At 62.6% G+C, this 17,653-nt stretch carries 14 protein-coding genes; 6 read left to right on the forward strand and 8 right to left on the reverse strand.

What is annotated here, in order from left to right; all coding sequences use genetic code 11:
• Positions 1–32 precede the first annotated feature (32 nt).
• Entirely contained in the window at positions 33–1,184 is a 1,152-nt protein-coding gene (gene rnd, locus BLS48_RS11110; protein ID WP_091577521.1) for a ribonuclease D, read from the reverse strand.
• Positions 1,185–1,260: 76 nt separating this feature from the next.
• The gene (locus BLS48_RS11115; RefSeq protein ID WP_091577523.1) at positions 1,261–2,505 is read right to left on the reverse strand and encodes an MFS transporter; all 1,245 of its coding nucleotides are present in this window, start codon (positions 2,503–2,505) and stop codon (positions 1,261–1,263) included.
• Between the two features lie 198 nt (positions 2,506–2,703).
• Between BLS48_RS11115 and aspS the strand changes: the two genes are divergently transcribed.
• Positions 2,704–4,494 carry an aspartate--tRNA ligase gene (gene aspS / locus BLS48_RS11120; protein ID WP_167365041.1) on the forward strand — a complete coding sequence of 597 codons (1,791 nt, stop codon included), beginning with the start codon at positions 2,704–2,706 and terminating at the stop codon, positions 4,492–4,494.
• Between the two features lie 118 nt (positions 4,495–4,612).
• Here aspS and BLS48_RS11125 read toward each other — a convergent pair whose 3' ends face one another.
• On the reverse strand, positions 4,613–5,803 hold the full coding sequence (locus tag BLS48_RS11125) for a hypothetical protein (RefSeq protein WP_091577526.1): 1,191 nt from the start codon (positions 5,801–5,803) through the stop codon (positions 4,613–4,615).
• A 328-nt stretch (positions 5,804–6,131) separates the two neighbouring features.
• On the opposite strand from BLS48_RS11125, the gene parC reads away from it, so the two are divergent.
• Positions 6,132–8,384 (forward strand): DNA topoisomerase IV subunit A, encoded by a 2,253-nt coding sequence (gene parC / locus BLS48_RS11130; RefSeq protein WP_091577527.1) that lies wholly within the window; start codon positions 6,132–6,134, stop codon positions 8,382–8,384.
• 235 nt (positions 8,385–8,619) lie between these two features.
• Entirely contained in the window at positions 8,620–9,834 is a 1,215-nt protein-coding gene (locus tag BLS48_RS11135; RefSeq protein ID WP_091577529.1) for an AI-2E family transporter, read from the forward strand.
• Between the two features lie 26 nt (positions 9,835–9,860).
• On the opposite strand, the gene BLS48_RS11140 is transcribed toward BLS48_RS11135, so the two are convergent.
• From BLS48_RS11140 to BLS48_RS11150, 3 genes are all read right to left on the reverse strand, one after another.
• A complete protein-coding gene (locus BLS48_RS11140) occupies positions 9,861–10,757 on the reverse strand; it encodes a DMT family transporter (RefSeq protein ID WP_091577531.1) in 897 nt (298 codons plus the stop codon).
• Between the two features lie 118 nt (positions 10,758–10,875).
• A complete protein-coding gene (locus BLS48_RS11145; RefSeq protein ID WP_091577533.1) occupies positions 10,876–11,640 on the reverse strand; it encodes an arginyltransferase in 765 nt (254 codons plus the stop codon).
• A gap of 138 nt (positions 11,641–11,778) precedes the next feature.
• The gene (locus tag BLS48_RS11150) at positions 11,779–12,249 is read right to left on the reverse strand and encodes an RDD family protein (RefSeq protein ID WP_091577534.1); all 471 of its coding nucleotides are present in this window, start codon (positions 12,247–12,249) and stop codon (positions 11,779–11,781) included.
• A gap of 209 nt (positions 12,250–12,458) precedes the next feature.
• Here BLS48_RS11150 and sthA point away from each other — a divergent pair, with 209 nt between their 5' ends.
• Complete coding sequence (sthA, locus tag BLS48_RS11155) at positions 12,459–13,847, forward strand: Si-specific NAD(P)(+) transhydrogenase (RefSeq protein ID WP_091577624.1); 1,389 nt, start codon at positions 12,459–12,461, stop codon at positions 13,845–13,847.
• Positions 13,848–13,982: 135 nt separating this feature from the next.
• Here the strand turns inward: sthA and BLS48_RS11160 are convergent, their stop codons facing one another.
• A complete protein-coding gene (locus BLS48_RS11160; RefSeq protein ID WP_091577625.1) occupies positions 13,983–14,642 on the reverse strand; it encodes an alpha/beta hydrolase in 660 nt (219 codons plus the stop codon).
• Between the two features lie 202 nt (positions 14,643–14,844).
• Here BLS48_RS11160 and BLS48_RS11165 point away from each other — a divergent pair, with 202 nt between their 5' ends.
• A complete protein-coding gene (locus tag BLS48_RS11165) occupies positions 14,845–16,092 on the forward strand; it encodes an OpgC family protein (RefSeq protein WP_091577536.1) in 1,248 nt (415 codons plus the stop codon).
• Positions 16,093–16,113: 21 nt separating this feature from the next.
• On the opposite strand, the gene BLS48_RS11170 is transcribed toward BLS48_RS11165, so the two are convergent.
• A complete protein-coding gene (locus BLS48_RS11170) occupies positions 16,114–17,190 on the reverse strand; it encodes a LacI family DNA-binding transcriptional regulator (RefSeq protein ID WP_091577538.1) in 1,077 nt (358 codons plus the stop codon).
• Between the two features lie 156 nt (positions 17,191–17,346).
• Here BLS48_RS11170 and BLS48_RS11175 point away from each other — a divergent pair, with 156 nt between their 5' ends.
• Entirely contained in the window at positions 17,347–17,490 is a 144-nt protein-coding gene (locus BLS48_RS11175) for a hypothetical protein (protein WP_091577540.1), read from the forward strand.
• The last annotated feature ends 163 nt before the right edge of the window (positions 17,491–17,653 follow it).

Raw genomic sequence — 17,653 nt, forward strand, 5'->3', positions numbered from 1 at the left:
TACCCCCCTCGTGGGAGGGTCGCTTCGCAAACCTAGAGGTCGAACACCGCGATCTTGCGGTTGTCGAACTTGATGCCGATCTCGCCGCGCACCAGCTTGAGCGCCGCCTCGCCGAATACGGCGCGCCGCCAGCCCTGCAGGGCCGGTACGTCGGCGGCTTCTCCTTCGGCCGCGATGCGATCGATGTCGTCGCTGGAGGCCAGCACCTTCGAGGCCACGCCCTCCTTTTCGGCGACGATCCGGAGCAGGACTTTCAAGAGTTCCGCCGCCGCGCTCGAGCCCTCGGGCGGCTGGAAGTTCTTTGGCAGTTTCGGCATTTGCTCCTTGGGCAAGGCAAGGGCGGTGTTGACCGCGCCAAGCAATGCCGTTGCCGTCGAGGAGCGCTCCCAGCCCTTCGGTGTCGTGCGCAGCTTGCCAAGGGCTGCCGCGTCACGCGGCGCCTGCTGCGCCACCTCGTAGATGGCGTCGTCCTTGAGCACGCGGCCGCGCGGCACATCGCGTTCGCGCGCCTCGCGCTCGCGCCATGCGGCCACGGTTTGCACGATCGCCAGTTCCTGCGGCTTGCGCAGCCGCATCTTCAGCCGCTTCCAGGCGTCCTCGGGGTGCGGATCGTAGGTCTCGCGCGAGGTCAGGACATCCATCTCCTCGTTCAGCCAGTGGGCGCGGTCTTCCCGCGCCAGCTCGGCGCTGAGGTGCTGATAAACCTCGATCAGATGGGTGACGTCGGCCAGCGCATAGTCGAGCTGCTTGTCGGAAAGCGGCCGGTGGCGCCAGTCGGTGAAGCGCGATGACTTGTCGAGCCGCGCGCCGGTGATCCGCTGCACGAGCTGGTCGTAGGAAACACTGTCGCCGAAGCCGCAGACCATCGCCGCCACTTGCGTGTCGAACACCGGATGCGGGACGAGGTCGCCGAGGTGGACGATGATTTCGATGTCCTGCCGCGCGGCATGGAAGACTTTGACCACCGCCTCGTTGGCCATCAGCTTGAAGAACGGCGCGAGGTCGATGTCGGGCGACAGCGGGTCGATCAGCGCCGTTACGCCAGGCGCGGCCATCTGGATCAGGCACAGGATCGGCCAAAAGGTCGTTTCGCGAATGAATTCGGTGTCGACGGTAACGAAATCCGACTTTTCGAAAGCGGCGAGAACGGTCTCGAGTTCTTTCTGGGTGGTGATGACGTGCATCAAATCGCTTTTGGCAAAGAGTAGGGTCTTCTTCAATTTCAGCCGGCAAGGCTTTCGTCAAGCGTCGGCACCGTCGTTACGACCCCACCGGACCGTCCGGGTCGCTGTTTCTTCTGGCCAGTCGCGCGAAAACCGTCGAGGTGCGCAAAAGCGCGGTGAAGCGGCCGCGCTTGCCCACTGGTACGCCGGACCGGGCCTGCATCCGGTAGAGAATAACGGCGATGAAGATCGCGTAGACCACGGCGCTGAACACGAACAGCGCGCTCGGCCCGAAATACTGCATCGCCGTCGAGGCGGCGAACGGCCCGCCAATGGCGCCGAAGGAGTAGAACAGCATCAGCGCCGCGTTGATCAGCACGAACTCGCCGGTGTCGGCGCGGTCGTTGGAATGTGCCGCCGACAGCGAATAGAGCGGCATGGCGAAACAGCCGAAGATGAAGATGATGACGAAATTAAGCGTCGGATTGCTGCCGGCGATGAACACCAGCGCCAGTGCCGCCAGCATCGCGCAGCAGGTCGTTATCAGCAGCACCCGGCGCCGGTCCCAGCGGTCGGACAGGTAGCCGAGAGGATATTGGATGATGGCACCGCCGAAAATACCGACGCTGACGAAAGTGACGACATCGGCGACCGACATGCCGATCTGCTCGGCATAGACCGGCGACAGGGTGCGAAAGGCGCTGTTGGCGACGCCGACGGCGATGCAGCCGAAGCAACCGAGCGGCGAAATCCGCCAGACGCGCGCCAGGTCGAGCTTGACGTCCTCGGGCGGGGTCGGGTTGGAGCGGTCGCCGAGCGAGACCGGCACCAGCGAGAGCGTGATCATGATCGACATGATGGCGAAGATGGTGAAGCCGCCGGCGCCGAAAACGGGAATCAGGAACTGGGCGCCGGTTACCGAACCGGTATCGACCATCCGGTAGATCGCCAGCACGCGGGCGCGATCCTTGTTGGCGACGCCGGAATTCAGCCAGCTTTCGACGATGGTGAACAGCCCGGCGAAACAGAAGCCGCCGATAAAGCGCACCGCGCACCACATCGCCGGATCGAGGACCAGCACCAGCAGCAAGGTGCCGACCGAGGCGATCGCCGCCAGCGCTGAAAACGCCCTGATATGGCCCACCGCCTTCATGATGCGGGTGATGGCCAGGCAGCCGAGCAGGAAGCCGGCGAAATAGAAGGTGCCCATCAGGCCGATGGCGGAGGCGGAAAACCCCTCCTGCGCGCCGCGCAGTGCGATCAGCGTGCTCTGCAGCCCATTGCCGCCGAGCAGGATGCCTGCGGCGAGAAGGAGCGGGAGCAGCGGGCGGATGGAGGACATCAGGAGGCGATCACGGGTTGGTGATCCTTATTGGACCATCACCTTGGCCAATGCCAGCGGCAATTCCGGCAAGACCCTCTGCCGCCAGCCTCGCTTGCCTTGACAAATCCGGCCTCCCATGCGCTTTTCGCGCAAATTTTGAGGCCGGGCTTGACGCTTCGGCCTGCAACCTAGCACCCCGGACTTTTACCAATGACAATGCACCGCTACCGCAGCCATACCTGTGCCCAGTTGAGAAAGAGCGACGTCGGCTCGACCGTTCGCCTGTCGGGCTGGGTGCATCGCGTACGCGATCATGGTGGCCTGCTCTTCATCGACCTGCGCGACCATTATGGCCTGACCCAGATCGTCGCTGATCCGGATTCGCCGGCCTTCAAGGTCGCCGAGACCGTGCGCGGCGAATGGGTTATCCGTGTCGACGGCGAGGTCAAGGCTCGCTTGCCAGAGACCACGAACGCCAACCTGCCGACCGGCGAGATCGAGATTTTCGCCCGCGAGATCGAGGTGCTGTCGGCAGCCAAGGAATTGCCGCTGCCGGTGTTCGGCGAGCCGGACTATCCCGAGGATATCCGCCTGAAGTATCGCTTCCTCGACCTGCGCCGCGACACGTTGCACAAAAACATCGTGGCCCGGACCAAGATCATCGCCGAGATGCGCAGGCGCATGGGCGAGGTCGGCTTTACGGAATTCTCGACGCCGATCCTCACCGCTTCGTCGCCGGAAGGCGCGCGCGACTTCTTGGTGCCGTCGCGCATCCATCCCGGCACTTTCTACGCGCTGCCGCAGGCGCCGCAGCAGTACAAGCAGCTGATCATGGTGTCGGGCTTTGATCGCTATTTCCAGATCGCGCCCTGCTTCCGCGACGAGGATCCGCGCGCCGACCGCCTGCCCGGCGAATTCTACCAGCTCGACCTCGAGATGAGTTTCGTCGAGCAGGACGACGTGCTGTCGACGATGGAACCGGTGATACGGGGCGTGTTCGAGACCTTCGCCAACGGCAAGCCGGTGACGCAGAAATTCCAGCGCATCCCCTATGATGTCGCCATGCGCAAATACGGCTCCGACAAGCCCGACCTGCGCAACCCGATCGAGATGCAGGCCGTCTCCGACCACTTCCGCGATTCCGGCTTCAAGGTGTTCGCCAATATCCTCGCCAACGACCCGAAGGCCGAGGTCTGGGGCATTCCGGCAAAGACCGGCGGCAGCCGCGCCTTCTGCGACCGCATGAACTCCTGGGCGCAAGGCGAGGGCCAGCCGGGACTGGGTTATATCTTCTGGCGCAAGGAGGGCGACAAACTCGAAGGCGCCGGTCCGCTCGCCAAGAACATCGGCGAGGAGCGCACCGAGGCGATCCGCCAACAGCTCGGCCTTGCCGACGGCGACGCCGCCTTCTTCGTTGCCGGCGACCCGAAGAAATTCGTCTCCTTTGCCGGTGCGGCGCGCACGCGCGCTGGCGAGGAACTGAACCTTGTCGACCGCGAGCGCTTCGAGCTGTGCTGGATCGTCGACTTCCCCTTCTTCGAATGGAACGAGGAGGAGAAGAAGATCGACTTCGCCCACAACCCGTTCTCGATGCCGCAGGGCGGCATCGATGCGCTGAACGGCGAGGACCTGCTCGGCATCAAGGCCTTCCAGTACGATATGGTCTGCAACGGGTTCGAGATCGCCAGCGGAGGCATTCGCAACCATCTGCCCGAAACCATGGTCAAGGCGTTCGAGACGGTCGGGCTCGACCGCGCCACGGTCGAGGAGCGCTTTGGCGGCCTCTACCGCGCCTTCCAGTATGGCGCGCCGCCGCATGGCGGCATGGCCGCCGGCGTCGATCGCGTCGTCATGCTGCTGGTGGGCGCCAAGAACCTGCGTGAGATCACCATGTTCCCGATGAACCAGCAGGCCTACGACCTGTTGATGAACGCCCCTTCGGAAGCGAGCCCGCAGCAGCTTCGCGAGCTGGCGCTGCGCGTTGCGGTGCCCAAGAAGGACGCATGATCGCGAGCTTCGGGCGACGCTTTAAAGAACCGTCCGAACCGATTCATTCGATTCGCCAATCCCCACAAAAAAGCCCGGCATCGCTGCCGGGCTTTTGCGCATGTCGAGGTCGCTTCGATCAGTCTTCGTTGGCCTTGACCGAGACGCCGAGCGTCTTCGGCAGGTCGAGCGGGTTGGACATGGCGCCGGCCATGATCAGCGCGAACGGCACCGATGCCGGCGGCTCGGCCGAAACTTCGAGGCTCTTCGGATCGTCGAGATATTTGCTGACAGCGGCCGTCACTTGCGCCGTCAGTTCAGGGTTGTTGAGCTGCGCCATGCCGAACGGCACGATCGCCTTGGCCTGGTTGGCGATGTCCTTGCCGGACATGCCTTGCTGTTTGCCGACATATTCCAGCACCTTGTTGGTCAAAGAATCGTCGTCGAAGCGGATCGAGGCGCTGTTGAACGAAAGCTGCTGCAACAGGCCGAGCATGGCCATGCCTTGTGCCGAATTGTCGGCGCCTTGAGGTTGCGCCGCCATCTTCTTCTGCATCTCCTGCAGCGACTTGATGAAGTCCATCGTGTAGCCGCCGAGATCGAAGGTCATGCCGAGCGTGCCGGCGTTCTCGACGGAAATGTCGTATTTCGACAGTTCCATCTTGCCGTCAGCCGGCTGCCAGGTGCCGGCCATCTCGAAATTGCCCGCGATGTTCTGGTAGCCGAGCGCGTCGATGACTTCCTTGGATTTCGGGTCGTCGACCAGCGTCAGGTCGGCGTTGAACTTTTCCGTGGTGCCGGTGAATTCCATCGCCTTGCCGTCCGCCGGCGGTGTGATCTCGATGGCGAGCCCGTCCATCGAGAAGGCGGTCTTGTCGGCGACCTTGACCGTCATGTTCGAGAGTTCGGCGGACTTGTACATCATCAGCGAACCCAGCGGGCCGGTGGTGCCGTCGGCCGGAACCGTCATGTCATGGATGACGAAGGGGCTGAGATTGAGGGTGACGCCATCCTTGCTGTGCTCGAATGCCGATGTCGAGACAGTTGCGATGTCATAGCCACCGTTTGCCGCGGTGACGCCTTCGAGCTTGACGTCGCCAATGGCAAGGGCTTCCTTTTCGGCCGCCGGTTTGACCGAGACGCCCTGCAGCACCATGCTGGTGTTGTCACCGGTTACGCCGGTCCAGGAGACGTCGACACCCTGGGCGGCAAGCGCTGCCTTCAGTCGGTCGGCGACCGCGGTGTCCTGTGCGAGGGCCGCGTTTAGCGGCAGCGTGAGCAAAAAGGTCGAAAAAGCTAATTTCCTAAGAGTCGAGCGTTTGATTGTCATCGCGAGTTCCCTGAGAGTGTCCTGAAATTGTTTTTCAATTCTTTGCGCCATCACCATTCCGTGACGAACTGGACGGGAAAAAGGCGTGTCCCGGCACAATGGTCAAAAATCACGGCGAAAGGCAAATCCGATCCCACCGTCTTTGCGCAAACCGGTGAATTTGTCATGAATATCCGATTGCCGGATGTTCACTGCGCTTCGCCATAGAGACCGCATGTAACGGGTTGATGTTGGCCAAGATCCTCCAAGGCACGGTTTGACGTTGCAGAAGGGGCGGGACATCTGCCTGCCTCTTGCCGCGAATCACCCGCTCGGCTAGTCCCTGCCCATGGGAAAAAGGCTTTTGCCGCCTCAAGATGGCGGCGGCGATCATATCGAACCGGTCGATCTGAAGAAGGCGCTGGAAGAGCGCTATCTTGCCTATGCGCTGTCGACAATCATGCACAGGGCGCTGCCCGACGTGCGCGACGGACTGAAACCGGTCCATCGCCGCATCATGCATGCGATGCGCCTGCTGCGCCTCAATCCGGACCAGGGCTTTGCCAAATGCGCCCGCATCGTCGGCGAGGTGATGGGCAAGTTCCACCCGCATGGCGACCAGTCGATCTATGACGCGCTGGTACGGCTGGCGCAGGATTTCTCGATGCGCTACCCGCTGGTCGACGGGCAAGGCAATTTCGGCAACATCGACGGCGATAACGCCGCCGCCATGCGCTACACCGAAGCGCGCATGACCGATGTGGCGACCGAGCTTTTGTCCGGCATCGCCGAGGACGCCGTCGACTATCGGCCGACCTACAATGAAGAGGACGAGGAGCCGGTGGTCTTGCCCGGCGCCTTTCCGAACCTCCTGGCCAACGGCTCGTCAGGCATCGCTGTCGGCATGGCGACATCGATTCCACCGCACAACGCGGCCGAGCTTTGCGATGCGGCACTTCACCTGATCGAGCATCGCGATGCACCGGTGGCGAAGCTGATGGACTTCGTCCAGGGCCCGGATTTTCCGACCGGCGGCATCATCGTCGACAGCCGCGCCTCTATCCTCGAAGCCTATGAGACCGGGCGCGGCGGCTTTCGTGTCCGGTCGAAGTGGAGCCAGGAGGACCAGGGCAGGGGCACCTGGAGCATCGTCGTTACCGAAATTCCCTATGGCGTGCAGAAGGCGCGGCTGATCGAGAAGATCGCCGAGCTGTTGATGGCGCGCAAATTGCCGCTGCTCGAGGATATCAGGGACGAGAGCGCCGAGGACATCCGCGTCGTGCTGGTGCCGAAGAGCCGTTCGGTCGACCCCGGCATCCTGATGGAATCGCTGTTCAAGCTTACCGAGCTTGAAAGCCGTTTCCCGCTCAACATGAATGTCCTGTCGCGGGGCAAGGTGCCCAACGTCTTGTCGCTGAAGGGCGTGCTGCAGGAATGGCTCGAGCACCGCCGCGATGTTTTGGTCCGCCGCTCGAAACATCGCCTCGGCGAGATCGAAAAGCGGCTGGAGATTCTGGCCGGCTACCTGATCGCCTACCTCAACATCGACGAGGTGATCAGGATCATCCGCGAAGAGGATGAGCCCAAGCAGGTGATGATGGCCCGCTGGTCACTCACCGATACCCAGGCCGAAGCCATTCTCAATATGCGGCTGCGCGCCTTGCGCAAGCTGGAAGAATTCGAGATCCGCAAGGAATTCGACGGCTTGAGCGCCGAGAAGAAGCAGATCGAGGCACTGCTTGCTTCAAACGACAAGCAATGGGCGACCATCAAGTGGGAAGTCACCAACATCCGTGACAAGTTCGGCCCAGAGACCGAGCTCGGCAAGCGCCGCACCCAGTTCGCCGATGCGCCCGAGCACGATCTGACCGACATTGCGCACGCCATGATCGAACGCGAGCCGGTCACCGTGGTCGTCTCGGAAAAGGGCTGGCTGAGAGCGATGAAGGGGCATCTGGCCGATCTCTCGACTCTGATCTTCAAGGAAGGCGACAGCCTCAAGCTCGCCTTCCATGCCCAGACCACCGATAAGGTGCTCGTCTTCACCACCGGCGGCAAATTCTACACCATCGGCGCCGACCGGCTGCCCGGCGGGCGTGGTCACGGCGAGCCGATCCGCATCATCGTCGACATGGACAATGATCAGGACATCGTCACCGCTTTCGTTCACGATCCGAAGCGCAAGCTCTTGCTGGCCTCGCATGACGCCAATGGCTTTATCGTGCCGGAGGAAGAGGTGGTCGCCAACACCCGCAAGGGCAAGCAGGTGATGAACGTCAAGGCGCCCGATGAGGCGCAGCGTTGCGTGCCGGTCACGGGCGATCATCTGGCCATCGTCGGCGAGAACCGCAAGATGCTGGTGTTCGCGCTCTCGGAGATTCCGGAGATGGGGCGCGGCAAGGGCGTGCGCCTGCAGAAATACAAGGACGGTGGCCTTCTCGACCTCAAGCCGTTCACGCTGGAGACCGGCCTCACCTGGCAGGATTCGGCCGACCGCACTTTCACCAGGTCGCGCGAGGAACTGGCCGAATGGATCGGCGCTCGTGCTTCGGCTGGACGCATGGTGCCAAAAGGGTTCCCCAGGACGGGGAAGTTCGGTTAAAGCCGGGCACATCGCTGACTGACAACCTTGCCGGACCCCGCTGCTTCGCGACATCCGGGCGTTCGCCGGCCCTTCACATGCCATTGGCATGATGAATTCGCCTTCGGCGAACCGGCTGTTCATCCGCCCTCGAGGGAGGGAGCGCAGCAGCTTCACCAGCACCATTTGGAATGTCGTCACGATTGCTGCACTATATCAGTGCATAAGTGGGAAGGGTGTTGGGAAAGGCAGGCGTTTGAAGGAAGCAAAAATCCAGAAGCCGGAACGTCAGCAGCGCCTGTTTGGCCTGTCGACGCCGTTGAGGTCGGCCGTCATCCCGCCGCTGTCGGCGGCGCGCTGGCTGCTGGTGCTGATCGTCGCCGCCGGCGTCTACTTCTTTCACGGTTTCCTGTTTCCTGTGCTGGCGGCGCTTGTCATCGCTTTCGCCAGCTGGCCGCTTTATCGGCGGCTGCTGGCCGGTGTCGGCGGCAACCGCACCATCGCCGCGACCTTTGCCATCCTGTTCATTCTCGCCTTCCTGGTCATCCCGATCGCGCTTGCCGGCACCTACGCCATCAACGAGGTGCGCGAATGGGTCGGCTGGGCGATCGAGACCAACCGGCACGGCGCGGTCACGCCGCACTGGATCGCCACGCTGCCTGTCGTGGGCGAGTGGTTGAACGAGCAGTGGACGACCAATATCGGCCATCCCGGCGGCATTGGTGAACTGATCCAGCTGGTCAGCGGCGCCAATATCGGCAGCATCTACCGCGGCGTGCTGGCTGCCGGCGGCAGTGCTTTCGGCCTGCTGTTGACGTTGTTGTTCATGATGATCGCGCTGTTCTTCGCCTATCGTGACGGCGAGCACTTTGCTGGCCAGGTCGATCGTCTTGGCGAACGCATCCTGCCGACGAGATGGGAGCGGATTTCGCGTGTCGTGCCGGCGACGATCTCTTCGACCGTGACCGGCATGACCGTCATCGCCATCGGCGAGGGGCTGGTGCTGGGCATCGCCTACTGGCTGGCCGGCGTGCCGTCGCCGGTAACGCTCGGGGCCCTGACCGGCGTCATGGCGCTTATCCCCGGCGGCGCGCCACTGTCCTTCACCCTGGTCTCGATCTACCTCGCTGCCAGCGGTTCGCCGATGGCCGGGCTGGCGCTGTTTCTGTGGGGCGCGGTCGAACTGTTCATCGTCGACAAGACATTGCGCCCGAAGCTCGTCGGCGGCCCGATAAAACTGCCCTTCCTGCCCACTTTTTTCGGCCTGATCGGTGGCGTCAAGACCATGGGGTTTCTGGGCCTGTTCATCGGCCCCGTGCTGATGGCCCTGCTGGTTGCGATCTGGCGCGAATGGCTGCGCGAGGTGGAACTGGCCGATGAAGTGGTTCCCGATTCGGTGGCGGAAATCGAAGCTGGTCGGCGAATAGAGGTTCTGCCGGAGCCTGTCGCGGTGAAGAAAGCCAACGCCTGATCCCGAAGCCGGCTTGCGCCATGACGCTAGGCCGGATGATGCACCGCGAGGTCGGTACGGCGCTTGCGTCCCTCGTGCAGCTGCCAAAGCGAATGCCCGACCAGCGTGATGATCAGGATCGCGCCGCCGATCAGGCTGTTGCGGGTCGGTGTTTCGGCGAAGATCATCCAGACCCAGACCGGCGCCAGCACGGTTTCGAGCAGGTAGAACATCGCCACTTCCGGCCCTGAAATGTACTTTGGCCCGTTGGCGAGACAGAAGAACGAGATCGGCATGACGACGGCGCCGTTGAAGATGATCCACCATGGCGCATTCACCTGGATGCCTTCGCCAGTGACCATGAATGCCGCCAGCGCGAGTGGCAGAAGGACGCCGACCAGGGCCGTGAACCCCATATCCTTGCCGCTGGCGCGCGAGATGGTGATGGCAACGGCGATGAAGAAAGCCGAGCACAGCGCCATGAAATCGCCGAACAGGTGCCCGGTGCCGACAGAACCGCCGACGATGACCAGCACGCCTAGGATCATGATCAGCATCGCGGCGAGCGTCACCAGCCGCGGCCTCTCCTTCAGGAATATCCAGGACAGCAATGCCGCGAACACGGTGTTGAAAGCCAGGATGAACACAAGGTCGGCGGTCGAGGTGTGATAGACGGCGGTGACGAAGGTGATCGAGGTCAGCCCGTAGCATATCGCCACCACGAGGCCGGACCAGCCGGGGATGAGCTGCGGGGCGTTCCGGCTGAGCGCGCGCCAGATCGACCAGATAATCATGGCCGCGACGAAGGTGGTGCCGGTGCGCAGCAACAGGATCGTCCATGCGCCGCCGTCGGCGAGGCGGATCAGCGGAATGTCGACGGTCAGTGTCAGTCCGCCAATGGCGGTTATCAAAAGGCCCTTCTGGTGGTCGTTGTGGGAGGACATGCGGCAACTTTCGCAATGAGATGCAGGTGACCCGGCGCAATGGCGCACTCTCCAGCCAACCGGCTGAAAGACCGGCATCCCTGCCTTGAAACAATTTAAGCGTGGATCGTGGAAAAACTCAGCGTGCAACCGCTTCGTTGGTGTAGCGCTCCCAGCCTTTTGGGCCGAGATGCTCCTGCGGCATGAAGCGCATCTTATAATTCATCTTGCGCGAGCCGTTGACCCAGTAGCCAAGGTAGACATGGGGCAGGCCCATCGCCCGGGCGCGCGCGATATGGTCGAGGATCATGAACGTGCCGAGCGAGCGCTCATCGAAATCGGGATTGAAGTAGGAATAGACCATCGACAGGCCGTCGGCCATCTTGTCGGTGAGCGCCACCGCGATCAGCTCGCCTTGTCCCTTGCCGGTGATGAAGGTGTCGGGTCCGCGCCGCCGGTACTCGATCACCTTGGTGTCGACATGGGTGTCCTCGACCATCATGGCGTAGTCGAGCACCGTCATGTCGGACATGCCGCCACGACGGTGACGGGCATCAAGGTAGCTGCGGAACAGGGAATATTGTTCGGTGGAGGGTTCGGCGCCGTGCATGGCGCCGACGAGGTCGGAATTGTGCTGCAGCACGCGTTTCATGCTGCGGCTGGTGACGAATTCCTGGGCCAGGATACGCACGGAAACACAGGCGCGGCAGGTCTCGCACGCCGGCCTGTAGGCGATGTTTTGCGAGCGCCGGAAGCCACCTTGCGTCAGCAGGTCGTTCATCTCCGACGCCTTGTCGCCGACGAGGTGCGTGAACACTTTGCGCTCGAACTGGCCGTCGAGATAGGGGCACGGCGACGGCGCGGTCAGGAAGAACTGCGGCGACTGGGTCGGATGCTGCGTCATCGAGTCTTTGGATACACTCCTTCGAATCGCTCTACCTTTGGCGCGGACGGCGAAAAATTCAACAGGATTGTGTGGGCGTGGTTGAGACGACGCTTCACATTTGCACCGAAACGGCCCGCGGCGCTCCCGGAAATGCTGTCAGCGGTCGGTGCGGCTGACCACCGTGCCAAGCAGCAGATCGTGCAGCGTGCGCTTGCGATCGGCGAACAAAGTCACCAGCAGGACCAGCGGCGACAGGATGACGTTGCCGGCCCAGAACAGCACCGAATGGACGACGGCGGTGAGACCGTCGATCGGCCTGCCGTCGAGCCGGTCGAGGCGGATGCCCATCATTTTCATGCCCGTCGTGGCCTGGTCGGCGCTGCCCAGCGTGTTCCAGATGTAGAGGATGGCGACGGCCGGCACCAGGACGCCAAACAGCATCCAGCCAAGGCCCAGGGTCAGCAACCCGAGGAAAAACACCAGTATGGCGAACGGGATGGTGAGCAGCGCGACAATGACATAGTCGATCACGAAGGCCAGGATGCGCCGCGTGCGCACCCCGTCATAGGCCCGCACGTCGTCAAGCCTGGTTATGATGATTTCTCCGTCGAGAACGCGCGCGTTCATGTCATTTCCTCGTAATAGGGCCCGACATAGGGTGCGGGCCGCTCGGCATTGAAATGGTGAAGGCCCGCGGCGGAATCAAGATCGAGCTTTTCACGGCGGGCAAGGTTCGGACGGCACGAGATGCAATGCGAATCGGTTGAATTTGCTTTGCGGATAGCATTAGCTTGCTGCGGCGCAACAAAGCGCGCAGGGCAGAGGGACGGGGCACCATGGACTACGACATGCTGGTCATCGGCAGCGGGCCCTCCGGGCGCCGCGCAGCGGTGCAGTCGGCCAAGCTCGGCAAATCGGTGCTGGTGGTCGACCGGGGCCGGCGTCTTGGCGGCGTATCGGTGCATACCGGCACCATCCCATCGAAAACGCTGCGCGAAACGGTGCTCAACCTCTCGGGCTGGCGCGAGCGCGGCTTCTACGGCCGCGGCTATCGGGTCAAGCAGGACATCTCGGTCGGCGACCTGATCGAACGCTTGCACAAGACGCTCGATCACGAGGTCGAGGTGCTGCAGCATCAGTTCATGCGCAACACGGTCAAGAGCGCGCGCGCGGATGTGAAATTTCTTGGCCCCAACAAGGTCAGCCTGACCACCGACACCGGCGACTACAGCGAGGTCGGTTTCGCCCATGCACTGATCGCTGTCGGCACAAGGCCGCACCGGCCGCGCGACGTGCCTTTCGACAAGACCCGCGTCTTCGACAGCGACGAGATGCTGGAGCTTGACCGTCTGCCGCGAACCCTGACCGTGATCGGCGGCGGCGTCATCGGCGTCGAATACGCGACGATCTTTTCCGCGCTCGATGTGCCGGTGACGCTGGTCGAGCCGCGCAACTCGATCCTTGATTTCGTCGACCGTGAGATCGTTGACGATTTCATCCACCAGATGCGCGATCGCGGCATGACGATCCGCCTGGGCAGCGCGGTGAAGGAAATCCGATCCAAGCCGGACACCGCCGAGGTGGAACTGGCTGATGGCCGCACCATTCGTTCGGAGGTCGTGCTCTACGCCGCCGGTCGCACCGGCAATGTCGGCAGCCTGGGGCTGGATATTGTCGGCATCGACGCCGACCCGAGGGGACGTATCAAGGTCGATCAGCAGACTTTCCAGACCAGCGTGGCAAACATTTACGCCGCTGGCGATGTCATCGGCTTTCCGAGCCTCGCCTCCACCTCGATGGAGCAAGGCAGAGTGGCGGCCTGCCACGCATTCGGCGTGCCCTTGCCGCCGCCACCGGAAACCTTTCCCTACGGCATCTATGCGGTGCCGGAGATCTCGACAGTCGGCCAGTCCGAGGAACAGGTGCGCGAGAGTGGGGCCGCCTACGAGGTCGGCGTGGCGCGCTTCCGCGAAACCTCGCGCGGCCACATCATGGGCGTCAACACCGGCTTCCTGAAGCTGTTGTTCTCGATCGAGACGCGCCGGCTGCTTGGCGCGCATATAGTGGGCGAGGGGGCCACCGAGCTGATCCATATCGGCCAGGCGGTGATCAATCTCGGCGGCACCGTCGATTTCTTCGTCAACAACACCTTCAACTATCCGACGCTCGCCGAGGCTTACAAGATTGCCGGGCTCGACGCGTGGAACAGGATGGGGCGAGGGTAGGCGACCAGTTCATTCGGCCGCTCTCCCGCCATCGATCCGCCAGTAGCGCGAGTGAAAAGCAACGGCAGGCACATTGAGTCAGTTAGAGCGTCGCCCCGCGCTGCATACCAGCCCCGGATGATGGTTTCGCCGCCGTCAACCAGCCTCGGGAGGCGCTGTCAGCCACTGCCTGACGATTGCCGCATCCGCGCCACCGAATTCGTGGCCCGACGGAACGATCCGGGCGTCAAGGTCGGCGCCGTGCTGGCTGAGCAGCGTCACCAGTGCCGGCGCGAAGGGCGCATAGGTCAGGTCGGCGGCGCCGGCGATGATGAGCACCCGCACCGTTGACAGATCCGTCGGCGGTACATCGTCCAGCACCGGCATCGGCCGCAGCAATGCGGCTCGTTCGACAAGGCCGGGATGCAACAGCATAACGCTGGAAAGCAGATTGGCGCCGTTCGAGTAGCCGAGGAACGTCGTGCGGGAGAGATCGAGATTGTGATGTCGCGCCGCTTCGCCGATGAACCCGGCAAGCGCGTCCGCCTCTTCGCGAATGCTATGCTGCTCGAAGCGCGTCGGGGTGATCCGCGTGAACCAGCGGAACCCGTCTTCCTGGGCGATACGGCCACGCACCGCCACCAGCACCGCGCGCGGCGCGATCTGTTTCCCGAGTGGGACCAGAGTGGTCTCGTCGACGCCGGATCCATGCAGCAGAAAAAGCACTTCGCCTGTCGCATTGGCGGGCCGGTAGAGGCGGTAGAAAAAACCCAGATCGCGCCGCGAGACGACGTCTTCGAAGGCTTGTTCAGTCACGATCACAGCCTTTTGATTTCGAGTTGCTTTTGTTCATTTTGCCGGCTTCAAAACGCAATATTTTCAAGCTCCGCGAAAGTTGATTGAACCGGGCGCATTACAGTCCGTTTCTTCGCCGATATCATTCCCGTGGGAGGAATCGAAGCGGTGCGCCGGGGGTCGCATTGCCGGCATGAACAACCAGCTTTGAGGCCTTTTGTCGATGACCACCCCAATTTCCCCGGATCGCGCTTCTGCGCGTATCCCCGATCGCGACACGCGTGTCCCGGACGGCAATGCGCGTGTCACGGAGCGCGACACGCGCATTGATGTCTTCCGCGCTCTCGCTCTGCTGACTATCTATGTCGACCATGTACCGGGCACCGCCTTCGAATATCTGACCTACAAGAATTTCGGCTTTTCGGACGCGGCCGAGGTCTTCGTGCTGATTTCCGGCATCTCGGTCGCTCTTGCCTATGGTCGGAAATTTCAGCCCGGCAACCGGCTGTTGGCGACCCTGAAAATGTGGCGACGCGCCGGCGTGCTCTATGCCGCCCACATCGTCACCACCATGGCGGTCATGGCCTTGTTCTGCGCCGCGGCGGTATTCGCCAGGCGGCCGGAGTTATTGAAGCTGATCAACATCGAGCCGCTCATGAAGAACACGCCGGAAGTTCTGGTCGGCATCGTGACGCTCGGTCATCAGCTCGGCTACAACAACATCCTGCCGGTCTATGCGGTTCTGCTGCTGCTGGCGCCGGTCTTCCTGCTTGTTGTCAGCCACCGGCCGTTGCCGGCGCTGGCCGCTTCTGGCGTGCTATGGCTGGTGGCGGGGATCTACCAGATCGCGCCGCCGAACTATCCCGAGCCCGGATTCTGGTTCCTCAACCCGCTGTCGTGGCAGTTCCTTTTCAACATCGGCTTGGCGGGCACACTGCATGTGCGTCGCGGCGGCAGCATCCCGGTCAATCGCTGGGTGGTTGGCGCGGCTCTGGCTTACACCGTCACGGCGCTGGTGTGGGTGCACAGCCCGCTCTGGGGACAGATCTCCTGGCTTGGCCTGCCTTCCGTGCTGACCGGCTTTGACAAGACGTTTCTGTCGCTGCCGAGGCTGCTGCATATCCTGGCGGTGAGCTACCTGATCGTTGCATTCCCGGCGATTTCCAACCTGTTTCGCACCGGGCGCGATCACCCGCTTGCCATATTGGGCAAGCGATCGCTGCCGGTTTTCATTGCCGGCACGGTGCTCGCCATGGCGGCGCAGGTGCTCAAGCAGATCAATCCTGGCGGGTTCGCCTATGACAGCCTGTTGATTGCCGCCGGCATCGCCATGCAGTTCGCGCTTGCCTATTATCTCGAATGGCTTTCAGGCCTTGGCTGGTCGGGGAAAAGCAGGCCAGTTCCAAACGCGCCGCCGCCCGTCCACGCATCTTTCGGCATGTCACCCATGACGGCAAGAGTGAGCCGATGACGCTTTGAGGCGGCCGGCGGTTCAGGCCGGCGCGGGGCCGGACGAGGCCCGCACCACGAGGTCGACCGGCAGCAATTGCCGGCTGAGCGAGCCGTCATTTTCCAGGATCGCCTTGACGGCGCGGCGGCCCATCTCGGCAATCGGCTGGGCGACGGTGGTCAGCGGCGGCTCGGAGATCGCGCCTTCCGGGACACCGTCGAAGCCGACGATCGAAACGTCGCCCGGCACGGCGATGTCATGCTGTCGCAGCCAGTCCAGTGCATGCAGGGCGATCCTGTCCGACATTGCCAGGATTGCCGTTGGCGGCTCGGCGCCGGCGAAAATATGGTCGAGGCCGGCCCAGACACTTTTCTCGTCATTGACGGTTTCGTAGATCGGCACAAGCGAGACGTCGATGTCGAAACTGGAGAGTTCCGCGAAATAGCCGCGCAGGCGGTCTCGCGTACCGGAATAGAGGGCCATCTCCACTTGTGCCTGGGTGGTAGGACCGAAGCCGGCGTCCGCGCAGGGCAGGGCAAGCACGGCAAAGCGACGATGCCCAAGCTCGGCCAGATGGCGAGCCGCCAGGCCAGCCCCGGCGATGTTGTCGATACCGATCGCCGCGACCGTCTGGTCGTCCGAATCGAGATCGAGCGCCACAAAGGGCAGCTTGCGTTCGCGTGCCAGTTGCACCAGTCGCGAATCGCCCTCCATACAGAAGACGATGAACCCGTCGACCAGGGCGCTCTGGATGTTCCAGGCCAGCTGTTCGCTGTTGGCGGCCGAGACCAGCGAGATCCCGGCGCCGGTAGCGTCGCAAGCCTGCGAAATGCTGGCCATCATCACCCGGGCAAAAGGGTCGTCGAAAAAATAGGACAGGGGTTCGCCAGTGGCGACACCGATGGCGTTGACCTTGCCGGCGCGCAGCAGCCGTCCTTTGGGGTCCGGTCCGCCATATCCCATTGCCTCGGCCGCGGCCTTGACCCTTTCGCGGACTTCCTCGCGCACGATCTCCGGGCGCGCGAACACATTGGACGCGGTACCGTGCGACACGCCGGCCGCTTTGGCGATGTCTGCCAGCCGGACCGGTCTTGTCTTTCCAGAGGTCATTGGCGCCATCTTCGTCTCCTGACTGCGTCCTACCTAACACTTTCGTTGGATCGGTTCAAATTTTGACTTGATCAAAGGCTCGGCGGGGGATATATTTGAATCGATCCAAGTGGATAGCGGTCTAACAATTGGATCGATTCAACTCATGGCCGAGGGAGATGTGCCATGCACCCCGTCAATTTTCTGTTCGAGGACATCTATCGCAACGACTGGAGCATCGCCTCGTGCACCACAACGCAGAGGCGCCGTGGCATCGCCAGCCCATGGGTTCGTGAGTTGCGGTTCCTCGTGGAGCGCAAGCGGAGCTGAATGGCGCCGCATTTTCTTGCTGATCGATTGGATCGATTCAAATTTTTAAAGGAGGTGGCATGAAAGATGGCCGCACCCGCAGAGAGAACGGATCACTGAGATGCAGGTGATGATCGAGGGACAGTCACACTTCCAGCCTTTCGGCTTACCTTATTGGGGTTCG

The sequence above is a fragment of the Mesorhizobium qingshengii genome, assembly GCF_900103325.1.
Taxonomy (GTDB): Bacteria; Pseudomonadota; Alphaproteobacteria; order Rhizobiales; family Rhizobiaceae; genus Mesorhizobium; species Mesorhizobium qingshengii.

Coding starts and splice junctions, on each gene's coding strand:
- sthA (WP_091577624.1), top strand. CDS start 12,459: ATGGACTACGACATGCTGGTCATCGGCAGCGGGCCCTCCGGGCGCCGC.
- aspS (WP_167365041.1), top strand. CDS start 2,704: ATGCACCGCTACCGCAGCCATACCTGTGCCCAGTTGAGAAAGAGCGAC.
- BLS48_RS11150 (WP_091577534.1), bottom strand. CDS start 12,249: ATGAACGCGCGCGTTCTCGACGGAGAAATCATCATAACCAGGCTTGAC.
- BLS48_RS11115 (WP_091577523.1), bottom strand. CDS start 2,505: ATGTCCTCCATCCGCCCGCTGCTCCCGCTCCTTCTCGCCGCAGGCATC.
- BLS48_RS11125 (WP_091577526.1), bottom strand. CDS start 5,803: ATGACAATCAAACGCTCGACTCTTAGGAAATTAGCTTTTTCGACCTTT.
- BLS48_RS11175 (WP_091577540.1), top strand. CDS start 17,347: ATGCACCCCGTCAATTTTCTGTTCGAGGACATCTATCGCAACGACTGG.
- BLS48_RS11145 (WP_091577533.1), bottom strand. CDS start 11,640: ATGACGCAGCATCCGACCCAGTCGCCGCAGTTCTTCCTGACCGCGCCG.
- BLS48_RS11140 (WP_091577531.1), bottom strand. CDS start 10,757: ATGTCCTCCCACAACGACCACCAGAAGGGCCTTTTGATAACCGCCATT.
- parC (WP_091577527.1), top strand. CDS start 6,132: ATGGGAAAAAGGCTTTTGCCGCCTCAAGATGGCGGCGGCGATCATATC.
- BLS48_RS11165 (WP_091577536.1), top strand. CDS start 14,845: ATGACCACCCCAATTTCCCCGGATCGCGCTTCTGCGCGTATCCCCGAT.
- BLS48_RS11170 (WP_091577538.1), bottom strand. CDS start 17,190: ATGGCGCCAATGACCTCTGGAAAGACAAGACCGGTCCGGCTGGCAGAC.
- rnd (WP_091577521.1), bottom strand. CDS start 1,184: ATGCACGTCATCACCACCCAGAAAGAACTCGAGACCGTTCTCGCCGCT.